The 15911-nt window shown below is 44.6% G+C and carries 19 protein-coding genes; 3 read left to right on the forward strand and 16 right to left on the reverse strand.

The window, feature by feature from the left end; all coding sequences use genetic code 11:
- Positions 1-122: 122 nt before the first annotated feature.
- From DVG78_RS13470 to DVG78_RS30565, 5 genes are all read right to left on the reverse strand, one after another.
- Positions 123-314: a hypothetical protein gene (locus tag DVG78_RS13470; RefSeq protein WP_114461594.1), complete on the reverse strand. Its 192-nt coding sequence runs from the start codon at positions 312-314 to the stop codon at positions 123-125.
- A 37-nt stretch (positions 315-351) separates the two neighbouring features.
- The gene (locus tag DVG78_RS13475) at positions 352-588 is read right to left on the reverse strand and encodes a hypothetical protein (RefSeq protein ID WP_114461595.1); all 237 of its coding nucleotides are present in this window, start codon (positions 586-588) and stop codon (positions 352-354) included.
- A gap of 3 nt (positions 589-591) precedes the next feature.
- A complete protein-coding gene (locus DVG78_RS13480) occupies positions 592-828 on the reverse strand; it encodes a hypothetical protein (protein WP_114461596.1) in 237 nt (78 codons plus the stop codon).
- Between the two features lie 4 nt (positions 829-832).
- Positions 833-1297 (reverse strand): DUF6932 family protein, encoded by a 465-nt coding sequence (locus DVG78_RS13485; protein ID WP_114461597.1) that lies wholly within the window; start codon positions 1295-1297, stop codon positions 833-835.
- Positions 1298-1884: 587 nt separating this feature from the next.
- Complete coding sequence (locus DVG78_RS30565; protein ID WP_310589123.1) at positions 1885-2124, reverse strand: hypothetical protein; 240 nt, start codon at positions 2122-2124, stop codon at positions 1885-1887.
- 9 nt (positions 2125-2133) lie between these two features.
- Here DVG78_RS30565 and DVG78_RS30570 point away from each other — a divergent pair, with 9 nt between their 5' ends.
- Entirely contained in the window at positions 2134-2652 is a 519-nt protein-coding gene (locus DVG78_RS30570; protein ID WP_310589124.1) for a methyltransferase, read from the forward strand.
- 116 nt (positions 2653-2768) lie between these two features.
- Here the strand turns inward: DVG78_RS30570 and DVG78_RS13500 are convergent, their stop codons facing one another.
- The gene (locus DVG78_RS13500; RefSeq protein ID WP_114461599.1) at positions 2769-3419 is read right to left on the reverse strand and encodes a Crp/Fnr family transcriptional regulator; all 651 of its coding nucleotides are present in this window, start codon (positions 3417-3419) and stop codon (positions 2769-2771) included.
- 101 nt (positions 3420-3520) lie between these two features.
- Positions 3521-4171 carry a VOC family protein gene (locus DVG78_RS13505; RefSeq protein WP_114461600.1) on the reverse strand — a complete coding sequence of 217 codons (651 nt, stop codon included), beginning with the start codon at positions 4169-4171 and terminating at the stop codon, positions 3521-3523.
- Positions 4172-4248: 77 nt separating this feature from the next.
- On the opposite strand from DVG78_RS13505, the gene DVG78_RS13510 reads away from it, so the two are divergent.
- Positions 4249-4767 carry a GNAT family N-acetyltransferase gene (locus tag DVG78_RS13510; protein WP_229598220.1) on the forward strand — a complete coding sequence of 173 codons (519 nt, stop codon included), beginning with the start codon at positions 4249-4251 and terminating at the stop codon, positions 4765-4767.
- Between the two features lie 481 nt (positions 4768-5248).
- Here DVG78_RS13510 and DVG78_RS13515 read toward each other — a convergent pair whose 3' ends face one another.
- The 6 genes from DVG78_RS13515 to DVG78_RS13540 form a co-directional block, all read right to left on the reverse strand.
- Positions 5249-5893 carry an SDR family NAD(P)-dependent oxidoreductase gene (locus tag DVG78_RS13515; RefSeq protein ID WP_114461601.1) on the reverse strand — a complete coding sequence of 215 codons (645 nt, stop codon included), beginning with the start codon at positions 5891-5893 and terminating at the stop codon, positions 5249-5251.
- Between the two features lie 73 nt (positions 5894-5966).
- Positions 5967-6695, reverse strand: coding sequence for a carbon-nitrogen hydrolase family protein (locus DVG78_RS13520; RefSeq protein ID WP_114461634.1), 729 nt, complete (start codon positions 6693-6695; stop codon positions 5967-5969).
- 75 nt (positions 6696-6770) lie between these two features.
- Positions 6771-7667 (reverse strand): NmrA family NAD(P)-binding protein, encoded by an 897-nt coding sequence (locus DVG78_RS13525; protein WP_114461635.1) that lies wholly within the window; start codon positions 7665-7667, stop codon positions 6771-6773.
- Positions 7668-7877: 210 nt separating this feature from the next.
- Positions 7878-8330: a styrene oxide isomerase gene (locus tag DVG78_RS13530; RefSeq protein ID WP_114461602.1), complete on the reverse strand. Its 453-nt coding sequence runs from the start codon at positions 8328-8330 to the stop codon at positions 7878-7880.
- 224 nt (positions 8331-8554) lie between these two features.
- Positions 8555-9229, reverse strand: coding sequence for a DUF4386 domain-containing protein (locus DVG78_RS13535; RefSeq protein ID WP_114461603.1), 675 nt, complete (start codon positions 9227-9229; stop codon positions 8555-8557).
- A gap of 70 nt (positions 9230-9299) precedes the next feature.
- On the reverse strand, positions 9300-9875 hold the full coding sequence (locus DVG78_RS13540) for a Crp/Fnr family transcriptional regulator (RefSeq protein WP_114461604.1): 576 nt from the start codon (positions 9873-9875) through the stop codon (positions 9300-9302).
- 456 nt (positions 9876-10331) lie between these two features.
- Here DVG78_RS13540 and katG point away from each other — a divergent pair, with 456 nt between their 5' ends.
- Positions 10332-12536: a catalase/peroxidase HPI gene (katG, locus tag DVG78_RS13545; protein WP_199563247.1), complete on the forward strand. Its 2205-nt coding sequence runs from the start codon at positions 10332-10334 to the stop codon at positions 12534-12536.
- 232 nt (positions 12537-12768) lie between these two features.
- Here katG and DVG78_RS13550 read toward each other — a convergent pair whose 3' ends face one another.
- From DVG78_RS13550 to rsmI, 3 genes are read right to left on the reverse strand one after another with little or no spacing between them, the layout of a single operon-like run.
- Complete coding sequence (locus DVG78_RS13550; protein ID WP_114461636.1) at positions 12769-13617, reverse strand: inositol monophosphatase family protein; 849 nt, start codon at positions 13615-13617, stop codon at positions 12769-12771.
- Positions 13618-13677: 60 nt separating this feature from the next.
- Positions 13678-15030, reverse strand: coding sequence for an Lnb N-terminal periplasmic domain-containing protein (locus DVG78_RS13555; protein ID WP_158550028.1), 1353 nt, complete (start codon positions 15028-15030; stop codon positions 13678-13680).
- Complete coding sequence (rsmI, locus tag DVG78_RS13560; protein ID WP_114461607.1) at positions 14999-15670, reverse strand: 16S rRNA (cytidine(1402)-2'-O)-methyltransferase; 672 nt, start codon at positions 15668-15670, stop codon at positions 14999-15001. The genes DVG78_RS13555 and rsmI overlap by 32 nt, the downstream gene beginning before the upstream one ends.
- Between the last annotated feature and the right edge of the window lie 241 nt (positions 15671-15911).

A 15911-nucleotide genomic window follows, 5' to 3' on the forward strand; every position in this document is an offset into this window, starting at 1 on the left:
CGGGCTAAGTGATATAATAATGGACTACAAACAAGTAAAACCTCTACGCAGTCTATCTGTATAGAGAGGGGGTAATGTTGTGATATGTTAGGCTACGTTTTGGAGTCTAACGAGTTCAATGTTCATTTCGCAGCGGCGAACCGCCCTGAACCCGCCAGTAGTGTACGCAATTCTTCAAGGTGTTCGTCTGTTAGTTCTTGGTATTGCTCCACAATCATTGCGGGGCTGTTGGCTTCTGTGTGGCGTTTTACGGCCTCAATGTCTAATCGTATAATCGTATCAGTTCCATCAAACGTGCAACCTGTTCGCTCCATTTGGCGTTTTCAAGTTCTTGAATGGTCTATTAAAAATTTAGGCCGCGTTTTGATTCTTCCATTGTATTTCTACCCCTAACGGTTGCATAAGTACGGCCAATTCACCTAAATATTGACTCCTACGATATTCGTATTGCTCAATCACAAAGGCATCGGGTTCAGGACGGTCTGCCGCGCAGTCGTTACGGTGTATTTGCAGTGTACCGTTGATTTGTTCAATCAATTCAATCAGTCGCATAATACGGCTGCTACGGTCGGTCGGTTGTCGTTCCATTACTTATGCCGCCTTGTCAAATGTCAAATGAATTTTGAGTTTTGGCGCGTCGAGTAGCTGGCTCAACTTTTGGAGGTTTTCGTTTCGTATATCCACATACTGTCTTACGTGTGCATCATTGATGCCATTGGCGCGGTATTGCTCAATTATTTCGGTGTCCATTTCAATCAACTGAAACAACTTGGCCACGGCGGCGGCGCGTTGTTCATTGTTTAAAATCAATTCATTAATGTCTTCCATTGCGCTAAAAATTGAGTTGAATAATTCCTTTTGGGCGTTTTGTAACGTATTCGGTCGTAAAATCGAACAACCAACGTTTACACTCTATTTGGTAAATGTTGTACAAAGGATGATTGGGTGGATAAACCTTTACAAAACAGCCATCAGTCCCTAACTTGCGTGAATATCTGCGTAATCGAAATTCCTCTATTTCTTTCTCGTGCTGTTGGTAACTTTCAAAGTCAATAAAAGTTAAAAAATCAATGTCGTTAGGGTTAAATTTTCGGCTTATAAAACTTCCATCTATCCATTGTACAAAACCGCCTCCAATCACTTGTTTTAAGGATTCCACGTAAGATAAATAGTTGTTAAACCATTTATGGCGTTTACTCATTTCAGAAAACCCATGTACAAACACCTGTTCAAACGTTTCAAGGTCTGTTGGTATCACTTCATAGGGCATTAAGTACCCGTAGCTGTCAAATGTCATACTGTATTTTATCCAAATTTACAGTATTTACTTTTAATTGGCAATACGAAATGGTTCGACTTTTGACAGGGTGTTTTTTTCCATAAGTCTCGTAGATGGTTGGCGTTTTCGTGGGGGTAATTTTGATATACTTATAAATAGTCCGTGCAGTAAGGCCCCTTTCCGATGTCAGGAACGGGGTTTTGGTATGATTGATACAGCATTTGACGCAATACAACTTCTCTGTTTGAGTCTCTACAAAAGTTTTGCTCCTAATTTTTTGTCAAGGCTTTTTAGTGAAATAGCTTATCAATAAACCGGTAATTTCTCCCTACTTCTGACTTTTGAGGTTTGATACCTAAATGACTTATGCCGATTTCCACATCTCCTGATCTTGCCCCCATTACCCGACACGCCCGGGCCATGTACAGTTCGCGCCTGCTGATTGCCGCAGTGCATCACCTTCGTGCGTTTGAAGCGTTCAGTGAGGGCCCATTAGCTCCTTTGGACTTGCGGGCGCAACTTGGGTTAGCAGAACGCCCCGCCATGGTCCTGTTTCCTGCCTTATGTGCCATGAAAATGTGGGCGTACGATGCCGCTGGAAAACTTCACTTGACGGCTCTTGGACAACACCTTACCCAAGGCGCAAGGCCCACATTGACGGAGTATTTGGGGTTGGAAAAGAATGATGCTGGAGTGGTAGAAATGGCCGAACGGCTCCTAAATGACGGTCCGCGACGGTCTGGGGTTGGCGGTACGGCATACATAAAAGAAGGAGATAGTCCCTCGCCGATGGATGATCTAACCACGGCTCGGGCGTTGACATTGGCGCTAAACACAACGGGCATCTGCTGGATGTGGCGGGCGGAACGGGATATTTTAGCTACGAGTGGCTGTTGGTCAATCCGCAGGCTACGGCTACGGTGTTTGACCGTCCAGCGGTGTTGGCAGTGGCGGCTGAATTGCTCGATGAGTTTTGCCAAAGCGGTCGTGCTGGGGCCGCTGGGGTTCGAGCGCGCGTTAGGTTTCAGCCGGGTGATATGCTGACGGACCCATTGCCGCAGACTGATATTTTACTGGCGGCGAGCCTGTTTCATGACTGGCCGACCGATACTTGTCAACAATTAGCGCATCGTTTTGCGGCGGCCCTTCGACCAGAAGGCGAACTGTGGATTCACGACGCTTTTCTGAACGACGAGTTGGACGGACCATTGGCCGTTACGGATTATTCAGCGCAGTTGTTTTGGGTTACCAAAGGCCGAGCATATAGCCGTAGAGAGTATCGAGGATGGCTGCGAGAAGCTGGGTTGCATCCGTCGATGGAGAGTTTTACAACCCAAATGGATTACGGACTTATTTGGGCAAAAAAAAGTTAATGGAATTTAATAAAGATTGCGTTTTGGAATAAGCTTTTGGATGACATTCAACCCAAAAACGGTCTCGTGTTTTACGGGCCGTTTTTGGGTTCTCTTTTTTATTGATAAGTGTAAAATTATACCGTTACTGCTTCTAACAACTCAATTTTATTGCGTGATAGTTTGACGCGGCCCAGGTTTTCGAGTTGTTTTAGGAGGCGAGAAATAACCTCGCGGGAGGTGGCTAACTCGTTGGCGAGTTCTTCGTGGGTGATGTTAAACACGCGGCACGCGCATTGCTTCGACTTGCGTTTGAGCAAGTTGATGAGGCGTTCGTCAAGTTTGTGAAAGGCAATTTGATCAATGGCTCCCAGCAAATCGTCAAAGCGTTTTTGGTAGGTAGCAAATACGTATTGCTTCCACGAAGGATATTTGTTCATCCAGTCTTCCACTTTTTCGACAGGAACCGTGATAAGACGGGTTTTTTCGTCGGTAATGGCCGTGATTTCACTTTGCCGACGGTTTAGGCAGCAAGTCAATGACATGGCACAAGAATCTAGCCCGCCCAGATAATACAGCAGCGCTTCGCGGCCGTCGGGGTCGGACCGTGAAATCTTGACCGAACCTTTCAAAATAATGGGAATGGTACGAATATACCCGCCGGGCCGCATCAACACGTAGCCTTCGTCTACTTCCATGTAGTTGCCAATCTCGGCCAATTCGTTGAGCAAACCTGCCTCAAATATGTTTCCGAATTGTGTTTTTAAGGTCTGACTGTCTATTTTCATGTTTGTTTTTCGGTCGTATTGAGTTTACAACACATTTGAAGTAAATTCAATTGCTGAAATCAAGATTTTTTTATTGAGAAAGAAACAGCAGTAAAATTTAATCACTCGTACAAAAGGGTTACTTCTCGTTCGGCATTGAGCATGACAAGTTTTATTTTAAAAGCTTCGGCGGGATGATTGCCGGTGGGGTACCAATTCCGGCCATCAGGAACGATAATCAGTAGTCCGGTATCTTCGCCTATCACGCTGAAGGTGTCGCTTGGAGGTTGTTTGGCAAAATATTCCAAACGATGCTTATTAATCAATTTTTCACATTCGTCTTTTACATTCTCCACGGGCAGGCCGATTTCACTCACTGATAGAATAAAGGAGGAATCCATTTTATCCCCGTCGGGAAGGTCATTGCGCCCAATGAATTCGAGTATATTGCCGTTGTTATCGTAGAAATAAAAAGATTTTGCATTCCAATTGACAAAATCGGCAAGTTTGGAGTTTTCCGAAATAGGCAGAAGGTCAACCTTCTTGCTCATTTGACTGAATGCGTTCATCACCGCTGTGTAGGGTATATTAAATGCAAAATGATACCGTGGTCGTAGGTTTGTAGATTGTTCAAAACAAAGCAGGGTTGCACCGGCGGAAAAAGAAAGGGTGGATGTTTCTTCGCCAACAATGCGTAACCCCAAAATACGGGTATAAAATTGTTTGGTTTCTGCAAGGTTGTCGGACAGCAAGGTTAATTCTTTGATGATCATTTCTACGAAAATTTTAAAATGATTGCGGGGTTGAATTTATACCTTTTGGAATGTTAAAGATAAATTTTTAAGGGCAAATGAGTCAAAAAATTGAAACACAACATTTACTGGTTATTCCCTGCGATAGACTATTTCTGGAAACAGTGATTGAGGGAAATTCGGCGTTGGAAAAATACCTGAAAGTTTCGGTGCCTGAAAAATGGACCGAATTCGGTACGCGTCCGTTTAAATATGCCCTTCAAAAAATCAAAGCAGATACAAATGAACGGGGCTGGTGGACGTATGTGCCTATTCATAAAAAAGACAATGTACTGATTGGAAGTTGTGGATATAAGGGCAAACCTGATGCCGACGGAGCCGTTGAGATAGGCTACGAAATCATCAAGCCCTACCGCAACCAAGGCTTAGGAATGGAATTGGCAAAGGCACTGGTCATGAATGCTTTTGCGGCCCCTTCCGTAAAAGCGATTAAAGCCTATACTTTGGCAAACGATAATGCGTCTACCCGTATTTTGACTAAAAATGGGTTTCTAAAAAAAGGGGAAATAGACGACGTTGCCAACGAAAAACTGTGGCGATGGGAATTAAAAAAATAAAGCACAGCGAAGTTCACTGTGCTTTTATTACTATACTCAACGTTATGAAAAAATTGTACTTATAAAATCTATAAGTTTGCTTCTTGAGGGTTGTTTTAAAGATACTCGCCTGTGTTTAGCAGACACGTCTAAAATACAATATACTCTTGAAATGAGTTAAAATCAAATTTGTGAATTAAAGCTGCAATATTATACCAAGATGTTAATATTTTCAAATATAATTATCAAACGGTCGTTTGTAGAAGTTTGTTTATAATAAATAGTGTTTTATGGTATATTTAATATTTATTTGGTATATTTCAATATCGTTATCTAAAATACCTAAAATAACCAGCAATTTCCCTTTGAGGTTTTGTGTCAACTAAGCATAAAGGGAATAATTGTAATATGTGGTTTGTATGATGGGTATATTAAAAAGCAACGCTCCCCGATTCTATGTAGAGTTGGGGGAGCGTTGCTTTTGTCAGTTGAACTTCGGGAATCAATGAATAATTTCCACGTTACTTCTATCGGTGTTTAAGTCCCAAAACTTCTGCGCCAGAATTTCGGGCGAATGGGTTGGGCTGTTGGGGCTGATTGCGCCGCTTACGGTCACTGTACCCACGAAAATATTATCGGATTTCAAGGCTTGATGCAATTGGAGGGCAAGGTTTCGGATGCCAGCTTTTCCCAACGAAATAGTAGCCATTGCGGGGCTTGGATGAATGGCTGCACCGCCACCTGTGAGCAGTACGGAGCCTTTATTTTCCTTTAAATCGGCCAATAAAAATCTAGTAGCGGCTAAGGCATTGGCGACGCTGATTTTGAAACCGTTTGTCAAATCTTCCACAGTTTCTTCCATCAGGGGCTTTATTCGGTAGTCTACGGCGTTGTATTGCAGAATAGAAATACTGCCCAATTGAGACTTTAAATCAATGATGGCCTGTTCCAATTGGTCGGTGTCGGCTACATCGGCGGCCGAAAAGGCCGACGTTATGCCCAAACTTTGCAGATGATTTTTGAAGCCTGCCAGTTTTTCGGGATTTCGGCTGATCATACCTACTTTATAGCCTTCTTTTCCGAATTTTTCGGCAATGCCTAAGCTAAGCCCTTGCCCCATTCCGATGATTAAAATTGTCTTGGTCATTGGTTTTTTAGTTTGATGTTTTATAGTCAAAAAATCAAATCACGGAGGTAAGGTATTGGCCTATACCTCCTCATTATAGGTAATGGGCAATGGCTTCGTTGGTTTGGGTATCATACAGTAGAAATCCCTCACTTTTGTCATCAAGTTGCCCTGCCAATGCGCCATTTTCGGTCCAAACGGAGGTTTTTCCGCCGCTTTCAAAGTTATCACAGTATCCCACGCAGTTGGACATGAGCACCGTCATTGAGTAGTTTTTTGCAATATCTGACAACGTCTGTGCGGCTTTTTCAACCCCCGCCGCCGACTTAGCTACGCTTGCTAGGTAGATTTCGGCACCGTTTTTTGCGGCGATTTCCGAATGTTCAGGAATGGATAGTTCGTAACAGATGGCAAGGGCAACGTTGGATTGAGCACCAATCAAACCAACGCTGCTTGAACCACTGATAAAAAAAGGCTCTTCGTCGGGGTGTAAATACTTTTTGGAGTACATCCCGCGTGCGGTATGGGGCTGAAACAAAATCATGCTGATACTGATGCCCAAATCACTCTTGACGGGTATTCCAAGGCCAATTGTGCAATGTGCCGCGTCGCTGATTCTCTGAAAATCATTCAGTTGAGATGTGTCGGCAGATACGGCCAAGGCATTGGCTAGCTCGGGTTCGTATCCAGTTAAAGAAAGCTCAGGAAAGATAATGATGTTGGCGCCGTTGGCAATTGCCAATTCGATTAACTTTTTGTGAATTTCAATATTTTTTGGGATGTCGCCTTTGATGGGCTTGGTCTGAACTGCACAAATTCTCATACCATTTAGCGTTTTGAAAGGCATTGCCTTGTGAAATGCCCTAAATCCAGCATCTCACAAGGTGATATTAGTAGATTAGTGGAGAATGGCTCCCAAGAATTGAGGCGCACTCGTAAAGGTCACATCTGGGTAGCGGTCATTGTCGAGGGCATCGTGGTGAACGCTAAACATTCCGTGCATGTATTGGGCATTTTGCCAGTCGGGATAAAGTGCATTTTCTCCTTCAGGATGAGCTTCGCGTTCGCTTTTGATGTAAGCGGCCAGCCCGTCGAGGCTACCCATCGGGGCAAGGCTAAACGTCGATTTTGTAAGTTCACTCGCCAGTGTTACCAATTCTTTGGGGCTTATTTGGAAACTAGCGATTCTGAGATAACGAGGAGTGGAGGCGTCTAGTGCCGCGGCGGCGGTGTAAGCCGCTGTGTCGTCCATGGTGGCGTAGTCTACGTGCCAGTCAATGTCGTCACCCCAGTAGCCAATGGTTTTGTTGTTGGCATCAAGAGGAGGAATGTTGTAGGCCAACAACTCCGCAAAACAACCATTAAAAATCGTCGTTGCGGCAATCGGAGCCTTGTCAAGATGGGTATGGAATTCGCGTCTTAAATCAAAATTGCGATTGGCTCCAACGGGAATTTTGGTGAAGTCGGTGGCGTAATCGGAAGGGATAAAACGGGGCACACCTGCCGCTACCGCTGCTTCGAGCAAACGAGCTTGAGCGTCAACAATCACATCATGGAGACCTTGCAGGGCCGAAACCACGCAGGATACGCCCGCACATGCTTTCGTGAGTTCTTCGACGTTCGACATGTCTACTGGGATAACTTCAACACCGCGTTGTTCAAATGTCGCCCATTTTGCGGCGTCGCTGCCCGCCCGAACCACCATACGGACATCTGCTCCTTTGTCGAGCAATGCATTGATGATTTTTCCGCCTAGATTACCGGTACCGCCTGCGATTAAGATAGTGTTTTTCATGTTTCGTTTTTTGTGAGAAATTAAGGTACTTAAATTAACAACTTTTTTGAAGGTTGGTTCCACAAAGGAATCCGTCAATGGGCCAAAAACGAAATCCGTCTTCGACCCATCGACGACTTTTAAATCATTTCCATCTTTCAGGGGAATTGTTAAGATACGTTTTTCTGCTTTGAAGTGGCTTCTTGATGGTTGCTATGTTGGCTCAGTAGGCTAGTGACTCAGTTGTGCATTGATATGTTTGTTAAGTCCCACTAATACAATAGCGCAGACCGCCAGCATGGCCAACGAAACCGAGACCAGTAAAAATGAAATAATGGCTTCTTGGATGGGGGTTCCCTCTTTGCCGAGGGCGATTGGCATCATCCTTCCAGCCCCAGTAATAGCGGCAAACAATACCGCTGCAAAATTGGAAAACGTGCCGTAGAGCGCGAGTCCAAAAGTGATGTTGAGCCATTTGTCAGGTAGGGCCACCCGGTTCCAAATCAGCCCCAATACAATCAAAAAAATGCCGTTCATCACGCCTTCAAGGTGAGTGCTTAGCCCCATTCGGGGGTTGGTCATCAGCGGAACGAACAAACCCGCGGCTAATCCAAAAAAGAATAAAAGAACGCCGTAAAAAAGCAGCTTATTAGCGTGCTTGTTTGGTGATTTTACATTTTCCATTTTGTTAAATTTAGGTTTAGGTAAAACAATAATCGCTCGTATAGATAGATTTTTTGCGGTCTGTTATACATGCTAAAAATACTGTTTTTATTTCTTAACCAAAGTCCATAAAATGGAAAAGTCAACCAAAAAGTTTGTCTAAAAACGTGATTTTAAAAATGGAAGGGAAGAAATTGTCTATTGTAATTGATGCAATCGGAGAATTTCACGCGAAGATGTCAGCGTTAGGTTGCAGTGGGAGTTTTGAAGCCTTTTATCAATAGCCAAATCGAGAGCAATAACTGTACTAAGGCCATCGGGAACAATAAAAGAAAATGCCATTGATGATGAAACCCGTAAAAGTTCAGAAGCATTTCAGCGCTTCCCAACATAGCAGCAAGCATCCCCCAGAGGGAGAAAAAAGAAGGGACGAGCTTTGATTTAAATAGCAAATAGAAGAGTATGAAAAACAAAATAAAGGAAAATAAAATATCGCTCAAATGGGTCCAATCGTGAATGTTGGAAAAGATACTTCCCATCATTTTGAGCGTATTTTTGTCTGATGTTTCCCCCTTTACAAACTCATTGCTGACTGCCAGCAGCGAATACACCGTTGTTTTGTCGATAGCTCCAATGGCGAATTTTATGCCATTGATGGCCACGTAGCCCACGGCCAAAAGTGGATTATGTTGTCGAAACAATGGATACATCAACACGGCCATGGTCATCATAAAAAGCCCCGTCAACAGGCCAAGTAGGAGCGAAGAAATAACCTGTTGGGAGTGGCCGGCGGCTTCGGTAAGATAATCAGAAGAAAAGGTGGCGGGACCGAGTAAGAATAGGTTGATTGACATGCCGATAATCAAACTTGACAACATCAAAAGGGCTAATATTCGGGCTGTTTTTTGGGTTGGGTTCATTGGGTTGTTTTTTTTGAAGGTTCATCTTCGCAAAAATCTTCACCCAAAAATGAAATCCACTTGACATTTGTTAAGAAATAATTTTTTTCCTGATTCGGCTCAAACTTTCAGGTTTCATGCCCAAATACGAAGCAATGTACTGGAGCGGAACGTTGTGTACGATGTTGGATTGTTCTTTGAGGAATTTCAAATATCGTTGTTCGGCGTTCAACGTCGCCAGTTCCTTGAGTCGCGTTTTGTCTTCCTCCAAAAACTTTTGCAGAATCAGAATTGTGTAATCTTTCAGGATAATACTTCTTTCAAACAAAATGTCAACGTCATCTCTTTTGATTCTTAAAAGGGAGCATTCCGTGATACACTCTAGGGCCTCGTTGGAAACCGTTCGGTTCATAAAATGCGTGTAAGAGGTAAAAAACCGAGGGCCATTGTTCATATCGGTCGTGACTTCTTCACCTAATTCATTGTAATAAAAATTCCTCAGGTATCCTTTTACAATGAAATACTGATGTTGTGGTATTTTCCCAGCAACCTCCAAAAGGTGATTCTTCGGAAACGTCACTGGTTCGAAATAATCGTAACACAACTGTTTGTCTGCCTCTGGCATTTCCATCATGGCCGATACTGATTCAAAAAGGGTCTGATACATGGCTTTGTCTACTTTCTAATTTTAAACGTTCCGATTTCTTCCTCTCTCGTGGGAAGTGTTTTGGGGGGCACGTATAGTTACATGGTTAGTTTTGGTTTTAAAAAGATTAAAACACTAGAGTAAGTGCTTGACAAGCAGTGGTATAATGTAAAAAATGGGCGTTGACCCTCTTTGAAAGAACAATATTATAGATAAAAACTATATAGTCATAAATATAATCAATTTGATTTATTATCAACCCTGTTGTAGTTTTGAAAACAGATTAGAGAAAAATAGACCTCTCATCCTTGGAGTTTTACATGATGAATATCAGAAAAAAAAGTGAAAAATCAAGTAGCACAGAGTTAACATAATTCTGTAAAATTGTCTTCTTATCAGCGTTGAGCCGATAAGTAAATAGCGTTTATCGTAAACTTATCAATACAAACCTTACCAACAATTTATCAATCTATAAAAATGGGAAATAACGCAATAAACGGTGAAGGCAAGTGCCCGTTTCATGGTGGAGCTCCAAAGCAAGTCGCTGGTGGTGGCACTGGAAACCGTGACTGGTGGCCAAATCAGTTGAAATTGAATATCCTGCGTCAAAATTCTACACTGTCCAATCCAATGGGCGAGTCATTCAACTACGCTGAAGAATTCAAATCGCTTGATTTAGCTGCCTTAAAGCAAGACATCTTCGATTTGATGACTAACTCTCAGGACTGGTGGCCAGCCGATTATGGTCACTACGGGCCGTTATTTATCCGGATGGCGTGGCACAGTGCAGGTACTTACCGCATCGCCGACGGACGTGGGGGCGCCAATTCTGGTACTCAGCGTTTTGCCCCGCTTAATAGTTGGCCCGACAACGTGAACCTCGACAAGGCTCGCTTACTGCTTTGGCCAATCAAACAAAAATATGGCAAGAAAATTTCGTGGGCCGATTTGATGATCCTCGCGGGAAACTGCGCTCTTGAGTCGATGGGGCTTAATACTTTTGGTTTTGGTGGTGGCCGTGAGGATGTGTGGGAGCCTGAAGAAGATATCTATTGGGGTTCGGAAGCCGAATGGTTGGGCGACAAGCGCTACACTGGCGACCGCGAATTAGAAAATCCGCTTGCGGCCGTTCAGATGGGTTTGATTTACGTGAATCCAGAAGGTCCTAACGGAACGCCCGATCCGCTTGCTTCGGCCCGCGATATTCGTGAGACCTTTGGCCGGATGGCAATGAACGACTACGAAACAGTGGCACTTATTGCGGGTGGACACACCTTCGGTAAGACCCACGGTGCAGCAGACCCTGGTCAGTACGTTGGCCGCGAGCCCGCCGCCGCAGGCATTGAAGAGCAAAGCCTTGGCTGGAAAAACACGTTTGGCACTGGTAATGCACAATATACAATCGGTAGCGGTCTTGAAGGTGCATGGACTACGTCGCCGGCGAAATGGGACAACAACTACTTCGAGAACCTGTTTGGCTACGAATGGGAATTGACAAAAAGCCCCGCTGGCGCACACCAGTGGAGACCCAAAGATGGAGCAGGTGCTGGATTGGTTCCCGATGCCCACGATGCATCGATAAGCCACGCGCCAATGATGTTTACGACCGACCTAGCCTTGAGAATGGACCCAATTTACGAGCCAATTTCAAGACACTTCTTCGAAAATCCAGAGGAATTTGCCGACGCATTTGCCCGCGCATGGTTTAAATTGACTCACCGCGATATGGGCCCTATCGCTCGTTATCTCGGCCCAGAAGTACCTTCAGAGGAGCTGATTTGGCAAGACCCTATTCCTGCCGTTACGTACGAACTGATTGACGCGCAAGACATCACTGCGTTGAAAGCAAGCATTCTTGCTTCTGGCCTGTCGGTGTCTCAATTGGTATCAACCGCTTGGGCGTCGGCATCTACCTTCCGTGGCTCCGACAAACGTGGTGGCGCAAACGGTGCTCGTATTGCCCTTGCTCCACAGAAAGATTGGGACGTTAATCACCCGGGCCTTCTGGCGAATGTACTGGATAAACTTAAGGGTATCCAACAGGAATTCAACAGTGCACAGTCGGGTGGTAAGCAGGTATCTCTTGCTGACTTGATTGTATTAGGTGGATGTGCAGGTATTGAGCAAGCAGCTAAGAAAGCTGGTTATGACGTAACTGTTCCTTTCACGCCAGGACGTGCCGATGCTTCGCAAGAGCAAACCGATGTAGAATCATTCGCCGTTCTTGAGCCAGAAGCCGACGGGTTCCGCAACTACGCCAAGACCAAATACACGGTGTCAGCCGAAGAAATGTTGGTTGACAAAGCACAATTGTTGACCCTGACCGCACCTGAAATGACTGTGCTTGTGGGTGGTATGCGTGTGCTGAACACCAACTATGGTTTTTCTAAACATGGCGTGTTCACCAAGCGTCCTGAGGCCCTTACCAACGATTTCTTCGTCAATCTACTTGACTTGCGTACGACTTGGAAAGCGGCTTCTGCTCACCAAGATGTGTTTGAAGGCCGTGACCGCTCGACGGGCGAACTCAAGTGGACGGGCACCCGGGTTGACCTCATTTTCGGTTCAAATTCGGAGCTTCGTGCCTTGGCGGAAGTGTACGGATGCGGAGATGCGCAAGAGAAGTTCGTAAAGGACTTTGTGGCAGCGTGGAACAAGGTGATGAACCTCGACCGCTTCTAATTGGCCTGATTTCAGCGCCCTATTATATATTCCCTAAAGAGGTGGCTCGGCAACGGGCCACCTCTTCTATTTTCGATATGTCTCAAAGAAATAATGAGAGAGACTTTTATGGAAACAATTGATAGTTGTTTCCATAAAATGCGGTATTTCTGGCGGTTATTATAAAATTGCTCGGAAAGTTTGGAGAAATAGAGACTTTCCAAGTGTTCAAAACTTGAAAAGTCTGACCTTGTTAGGCCCAATGTTTTTTAATTACTTCTAAAAGCTCGGTTTGAGCTGGACAACCCGCAATAACATCACCGCCAAAGAGCCATTCTTGGCCACCCGAAAAATCGGTGATTTGACCGCCTGCTTCCAGTATGAGGAGCGCACCAGCGGCCATATCCCACGAGTTGAGATTGTATTCATAAAAGGCCTCAAAACGGCCCGATGCTACGTAGGCCAAGTCAATGGCCGCCGCACCCATACGCCGCAATCCGTGGCAACTTTGCATGAGCGTTTCTAGCACTTTGAGGTATCGGTCCTGTTTTTCAAACTTATAATACGGAAATCCCGTAGCCAATAAACTGTCGCCGAGGGTAGTGGCGGTCGAAACTTTCAGGCGGGTTGCTCCCTGAAGAAAAGCGCTGTCCAACGGTAATCCGCCAAGCATATACCGTAAGTTGACCGTCCACGCGCCGCCGCCTTGCCAACCGTAAAATAGCTCTTCGGTTCCCAAATGATAAATGACGCCCGCAATAGGAATTTTATTCTTTACCAATCCCACACTGACGCAATACACGGGCAAGCTATGGATAAAATTGGCCGTGCCGTCGAGCGGGTCAATGATCCAATACAGCTCGTCGGGATTGGATTCTTCGCCAGCGGTGCCTTCTTCGGTGATAAAACCCGCTTCGGGCAAGATTTGGCGTAGGCCCGTTACCAACAGCTTTTCTGTTTCTTTGTCGACGTACGACACGAGGTTGTTGGCGGCTTTGTACTCGGTCAACGAGCGGTCAAACTTAGCGGCTTCGTGTTTGATAAAAGCTCCCGCTTCGCGGACAATTTCTATGGTTTGGTGGGTGATATTTTCGAGGTACATATATTCTCGTTTAAATTTTACTATATCGTCGGGATTTTGAGATTTATAGATTGGCATGGCTTAAACGCGTTTGCGGAGAAAGTTGAGGCGATAAAAGAGACCGATAATGATAAAGGCCGCTTCAATGGGTTGACCGATAATCGTACCTAAGACTAAGCTACTCACAATCATTCCTACGCCAAAAATGACCAGTAAAATAAGACAAAATAGTACATACTTCTTTACCCAACTGCTGTGTTTTGGATTTCCTAAGAAAAACATCAAAGGAAAATGTAGGGGAAATGCCCAGAGTAAATGCGGATTCCAGTTCGTGACGCCGTGGTCGGTGGCAATCCAGAGTAAGAGTAAAAGCCACCCCGCCAATCCAATCACCGTGAAGATGATTTTATCATAAAGGAACGAAATCTTTTTGCGTCTTTTTTGATAAGTAGTAAGACCGCTAAAAACGCCCATTAGTAAAATGAAAATAAACAGCGGACTTAACAATAGCTCATAAAAAGGGGGAAAAACAGGATTGGGTTGGGGGGGCTCAAAAAGTTTGTTTTTTTGCAGAACCAGCTTTTGTCCGCCAATTTTTGCCCTGTCAACGTGGTCTCTTAGGTTGTTGGGCAAGTACATTTCCTCTTGAGGGGTAGCTACGTGGTCAGAAGGTAACCCAATGCCCAAATTCATTCCAAAACGGGCCCAAGGTTTATTGCCCAGATAGCTATTCATCCAATTTCGGTAACTTTTAGCTTCAAAAGTTCCGCGAATAGGTTGATTATAATATTGTAAACTATCCCCGCAGGCCGCTTTTAGCGCATCCCGCAGGCGCGTTGCACAGTTGTCGTAAAAGAACTTATAAGCGTACTGTCGATTTTGGGGCAGGTAATTGTTCTCCAAGTAATCGTACAGTTTTTGTTTTTGGTTTTGCGAAAGATTCAATACCTGCTCCGTTACGCTACGATTTTCGGCCTGCGCGCCGTACATCGTGTAATACATCGGCGAGACCGACAACTGATACGGAAGGGTGCCGCGCATAAACTTGATATAAAAACCCTCGGTTCTAAAATCAAAAGTGCCATAATTATAGACTTTGTCGATGCCCTGCATGGGGTCAGAAACCCACAAGGCATTGTGGCCAAAGCTGCTGTATAATTCCGCTCCTGGCGAGACCGTGATGAGGCTTACTTTGGCATCCCGGCTCAGCGGCTGAGCAAATAAGTGGGCAGTAAATAGCAGGCAGTAGGCAGTAAGCAGTAGGCGATAGGCACTAGAGGATTGGACACTGCAAACTGTGGACTGCGAACCGCCCACTATGGATTTTAAAGTGAGGACTGCGTACAGTGGAGTGGAACGACGCGTGCTGCCAACTGCCAACTGCCGACTGTAAACTGAGAGACTATTTCCCTGCAACGATAATAACGATTTCACCTTTGATTGTTTTTTCGGCAAAATAAGCAATAATTTCTGTTAAAGTCCCACGGATGGTTTCTTCATAAAGTTTTGTTAATTCCCTTGAAACCGAAGCCTGCCGGTCGGCACCGAAGTACTCCACAAACTGTTGGAGCGATTTGAGCAGGCGGTGCGGCGATTCGTAAAAAATCATCGTGCGCTCTTCTTCTTTTAGTTCAGTAAGGCGCGTTTGACGGCCTTTTTTGTGGGGTAAAAAACCTTCAAAAGTAAAGCGGTCGGTGGGCAGCCCTGAATTGACCAAGGCGGGTACAAAAGCCGTAGGCCCGGGCAGACATTCGATGTCGATGCCATTTTTGAGGCATTCACGTACCAGTAAAAAACCGGGGTCAGATACCGCCGGCGTACCCGCATCGGAAATCAGCGCCATGTTTTCACCTTTCAGAATGCGTTGAATAATTCGCTGCACCGTTTGGTGCTCGTTATGGATATGATAGCTCTGCAAGGGTTTGCTGATACCCAAATGTTTGAGCAAATGCCCCGACGTGCGGGTGTCTTCGGCCAAAATAACATCTACACTTTTCAACATATTGATGGCGCGCAGAGTTATATCTTCTAAGTTGCCGATGGGCGTAGGGACCAGATAAAGTTTTGGATTCACTGTATATGTTAATTTATGACGTCATTTATTGAATTAGGGCAATTTGTACGATTTCAAGGTGTTAACAAATATGTTTTATTGGTTTATACTTGGCTTTATCTTTTGCTTTTTTGTGACAAAAAAGCCATTTTAAGGTCAAAATAAGGACAAAAATGTTGTTAACAATTATTTAACCAATGGATTTGGAAAAAAAACGATAAAAAAATGTATTATTCCAATAAATCAGGCATTTAGGTCCGCT

The sequence above is a fragment of the Runella aurantiaca genome, from assembly GCF_003339505.1.
Lineage (GTDB): Bacteria > Bacteroidota > Bacteroidia > Cytophagales > Spirosomataceae > Runella > Runella aurantiaca.